We start from the raw sequence: 3,408 nt of genomic DNA, 5'->3' as shown, positions 1-3,408 counted from the left end.
GGGCGGCCCTCCCCGCGCCCCCGTACGGCCCTCCGCGCGGGCCTGCGCGCGGACCTGCGCGCGGCCGTGCCCGGAGCGCCCGCACCGGGGAGTCGGACGGGGCGTCAGCCCCAGAGCGCGTGCGCCAGCGCCGTTCCCGCGTACGCCGCGCCGAGGCCCGCCAGCAGGCTGCCCGCGACGTTCGCGAACGCCATGAACCGGGCGCCGCTCTGCGCCAGCCGCAGCGTCTCGTACGAGAACGTGGAGTAGGTCGTCAACGCCCCGCACAGGCCGGTGCCGATGAGCAGTTGGAGGTCGGAGGAGGCCGCGCCGTGCGCCGCCGCACCGGTCAACAGGCCGAGCACCAGGCAGCCGGAGACGTTCACGGTGAAGGTGCCCCAGGGGAACACCGAGTCGTGCCGCGCCTGGACGGCCCGGTCGGTCAGGTAGCGCAGCGGAGCGCCGACCGCCGCACCGGCGATCACCAGCAGCCAGGTCACCGGCCCTCCTCCCGCCCGGCGCCCTCCGCCGGGCCGCCGTCCGCCTCCGCCTCCGCCTCCGCCTCCGCCTCCGCCTCCGCGGGACCGAACCGGACGACCTCGCACTCCTCCAGCAGCACCGGCCCGAGCCCGGAGAGCTCCTGCAGGCGGGGCAGGAAGGCCCGGATCCGCTCCGCGGTGTCCACCACCACGACCGCCACCGGCAGGTCCTCGCCGAGCGAGAGCAGCCGGGCGGTGTGGATCACCGAGGAGGCACCGAAGCCCTCGATGCCGCGGAAGACGCTCGCCCCGGCCAGGCCGGCGGCGTGCGCGCGGTGCACCACCTCGGTGTACAGCGGGCGGGAGCGGTACATCCGGCTCTCGCCGACCAGCACGGTCAGGCGCAGGGCCGTGCCCCTGAGTCGGCTCATCCCGTCCTCCTGCCGTCACGTCCGTCGTCGCGGTGATCGCCCCGGTGGTCGTCGCGGTGCGGCCGGCCGCCGCGCCCCGCGGTCATCCGACCCGCCGGCCGAGCAGCCGCCGGGTCAGGCCGGCCGCGATCCAGACCGAGGTCAGGGCGGCCAGCACGGTGGCGGCCAGGTAGGCCAGGCCGCGGGCGGGCGCCCCGTGGTCGATCAGGCGCTGGACCTCGACGGTGGCCGTGGAGAAGGTCGTGAACCCGCCCAGCACGCCCGTCCCGAAGAACGGCCGGAGCAGCGGGTGCGGCGCCCAGACCTCGGTGACCAGCACCAGGAAGACCCCGATCACCGTGCAGCCGAGGGTGTTGACCAGCAGCGTCGTCCACGGGAAGGCGTCGGGGCCGGTCGGCCAGGCGAGGGCCGCGCCGTACCGGGCGGATGCCCCCAGCGCGCCGCCGAGCGCCACCACGGCGACGGTCGGCCCCTGGCCGCGCAGCACCGGCGGCCTGCCGCCGGCGGCCTCCCGCGGCGGCGCCGCGACCCCGCTTGTCCGGTCCGAGCGCACACTCCAGTGAATCACCCGCGTGGATCACCTGGCACACCGTCACCGCACACCCGACAATGAGGCGGTGGAGATGACCCGGGACGAGTTCGAGACGCTGGTCGCCGATGCCCTCGACCAGATCCCCCCGAAGCTCGCGGCGATGATGGACAACGTCGCGATCTTCGTCGAGGACGAACCGGATCCCGCCTCCCCCGACCTCCTCGGCCTGTACGAGGGGACCCCGCTGACCGAGCGCGGCGAGTGGTACGCCGGGGTGCTGCCGGACCGGATCATCATCTACATGGGCCCGACCCTGCGGTACTGCGAGACGTACGAGCAGATCACCGACGAGGTCCGGACGACGGTGATCCACGAGGTCGCGCACCACTTCGGCTTCGACGACCACGAGCTCCACGAGCTGGGCTGGTCCTGACCCCCGGCGCGCGACACCCGACATCACGGCCGGAAACCGTTTTGGTGTTCCCGCCCGGCATCCCATATGCTTCTCGACGTCCCCGAACGCTGGATAACAGCAGAGGGGGGCCGCAAGCCCTCATCGTCTAGTGGCCCAGGACGCCGCCCTTTCAAGGCGGTAGCACGGGTTCGAATCCCGTTGGGGGCACGCGTTACCGTAGTACAGTGCAGTGCCGCAAGGCCTGAGCGGATCTTCCGCACCAGGTCCCGTGGAGCAGTTGGTTAGCTCGCCACCCTGTCAAGGTGGAGGTCGCGGGTTCAAGTCCCGTCGGGATCGCTCGTCTCGCAAGAGACGTCGCAGTACGGCCAGGTAGCTCAGTTGGTACGAGCGTCCGCCTGAAAAGCGGAAGGTCGCCGGTTCGACCCCGGCCCTGGCCACAGTCGGAGCCCCCGCAGCGTAGATCGCTGCGGGGGCTCCTTCGTGTCTCCCGGGTACGGGCGGCGGGGGCGGGCGCGCGCCCCCGCCGGGGTGGTCACTCCGGGTCGGGCCCCTGGGTGACGGGGAGGTCGCCGGGGCGGCCCCACTCGCTCCAGGAGCCGTCGTACACGGCGAGGTCGCGGTAGCCGGCCAGCTCGGCGCCGAGGGCCAGCACGCAGGCGGTCACCCCGGAGCCGCAGCTGACCACCAGCCGCTCCCGCCCGTCGGCGACGGCCGCGAACCGGGCCTTCAGTTCGTCGGCGGGCCGCATCCGGCCGTCCACCTGGAGGTCGAGGTAGGGCAGGTTCACCGCGCCGGGGATGTGGCCGCGGCGCAGCCCCGGGCGGGGTTCCTCGACCCGGCCGGTGTAGCGGTCCCGGCTGCGGGCGTCGAGCACGGTGGTGGCGGGGTCGGCGAGCGCGGCGTCCACCGCGCGGCGGTCCACCAGGAGCCCGGCGCGGGGCCTGGCGGTGAAGGTGCCGGGCTCGACGGGCTCCTGCTCGGCGCCGGCCTCGGTCAGCGGCAGTCCGGCGGCCTCCCAGACCGGCAGTCCGCCGTCCAGCACGGCCGCCCGGTCGAAGCCCATCGCCCGCAGCATCCACCAGGCCCGGGCGCTGGAGTAGATGCCGGCGTTGTCGTAGGCCACCACGACGCTGTCGTCGTCCACCCCGAGGGCGCGCAGCTCGCGCTCGAACTGCTCGGGGCCGGGCATGGTGTGCGGCAGCGGGTCCGCCGGGTCGGAGAGCGCGCCGTCGATGTCGAAGGTCCGCGATCCGGGGATCGGCCGCCGGATCCCCCGGTACGCCCCGACGCTGGCGTCGAGCACGACCAGCCCGGGCCGGCCCAGGTGCTCCGCCAGCCAGTCGGCCGGCACCAGCGGTCCGGGAGGGGACAGCAGACTCATCGCACGCACCTTCTCCGCTCGGCCACCCCGCACACACCGTTCACGGGCGTCCGACGCACAGTAGTACAGGTGTGCAAACGACCGGGGCGTTCCGGGGAACTGCGCGGGGGGCGCGGACGCGCGGCGGCGGCGGGGCCTGCCGGGGGCGGGACCGGGCGCCGCTGCCCCACGGGGGTGGGCAACGGCGCCCG

At 74.6% G+C, this 3,408-nt stretch carries 5 protein-coding genes and 3 tRNA genes; 4 read left to right on the top strand and 4 right to left on the bottom strand.

The window, feature by feature from the left end; genetic code table 11:
- Positions 1-104 precede the first annotated feature (104 nt).
- The 3 genes from crcB to ABZ641_RS29980 all read right to left on the bottom strand — a co-directional run bounded on the left by crcB (position 105) and on the right by ABZ641_RS29980 (position 1,376).
- Complete coding sequence (crcB, locus tag ABZ641_RS29990; RefSeq protein WP_359986795.1) at positions 105-479, bottom strand: fluoride efflux transporter CrcB; 375 nt, start codon at positions 477-479, stop codon at positions 105-107.
- Positions 476-889 (bottom strand): DUF190 domain-containing protein, encoded by a 414-nt coding sequence (locus ABZ641_RS29985; protein WP_359986792.1) that lies wholly within the window; start codon positions 887-889, stop codon positions 476-478. Before ABZ641_RS29985 ends, crcB begins: the two co-directional genes overlap by 4 nt.
- Before the next feature lie 82 nt (positions 890-971).
- Complete coding sequence (locus tag ABZ641_RS29980) at positions 972-1,376, bottom strand: CrcB family protein (RefSeq protein ID WP_344627819.1); 405 nt, start codon at positions 1,374-1,376, stop codon at positions 972-974.
- Between the two features lie 136 nt (positions 1,377-1,512).
- Between ABZ641_RS29980 and ABZ641_RS29975 the strand changes: the two genes are divergently transcribed.
- The 4 genes from ABZ641_RS29975 to ABZ641_RS29960 all read left to right on the top strand — a co-directional run bounded on the left by ABZ641_RS29975 (position 1,513) and on the right by ABZ641_RS29960 (position 2,273).
- Complete coding sequence (locus ABZ641_RS29975) at positions 1,513-1,854, top strand: metallopeptidase family protein (protein ID WP_095873704.1); 342 nt, start codon at positions 1,513-1,515, stop codon at positions 1,852-1,854.
- A 116-nt stretch (positions 1,855-1,970) separates the two neighbouring features.
- Positions 1,971-2,043 (top strand) — tRNA-Glu (locus ABZ641_RS29970).
- A gap of 55 nt (positions 2,044-2,098) precedes the next feature.
- Positions 2,099-2,172: transfer RNA gene (locus ABZ641_RS29965), tRNA-Asp, on the top strand.
- A gap of 27 nt (positions 2,173-2,199) precedes the next feature.
- A tRNA-Phe gene (locus tag ABZ641_RS29960) sits at positions 2,200-2,273 on the top strand.
- A 95-nt stretch (positions 2,274-2,368) separates the two neighbouring features.
- On the opposite strand, the gene ABZ641_RS29955 is transcribed toward ABZ641_RS29960, so the two are convergent.
- On the bottom strand, positions 2,369-3,217 hold the full coding sequence (locus ABZ641_RS29955) for a sulfurtransferase (protein WP_344627803.1): 849 nt from the start codon (positions 3,215-3,217) through the stop codon (positions 2,369-2,371).
- Positions 3,218-3,408: the final 191 nt, after the last annotated feature.

Origin of the sequence: Kitasatospora sp. NPDC007106 (genome assembly GCF_040634455.1) — a bacterium.
Classification (GTDB): Bacteria; Actinomycetota; Actinomycetes; order Streptomycetales; family Streptomycetaceae; genus Kitasatospora; species Kitasatospora arboriphila.
This window is presented reverse-complemented; position numbering and strand designations above follow the sequence as displayed.

Coding starts and splice junctions, on each gene's coding strand:
- ABZ641_RS29985 (WP_359986792.1), bottom strand. CDS start 889: ATGAGCCGACTCAGGGGCACGGCCCTGCGCCTGACCGTGCTGGTCGGC.
- ABZ641_RS29975 (WP_095873704.1), top strand. CDS start 1,513: ATGACCCGGGACGAGTTCGAGACGCTGGTCGCCGATGCCCTCGACCAG.
- ABZ641_RS29955 (WP_344627803.1), bottom strand. CDS start 3,217: ATGAGTCTGCTGTCCCCTCCCGGACCGCTGGTGCCGGCCGACTGGCTG.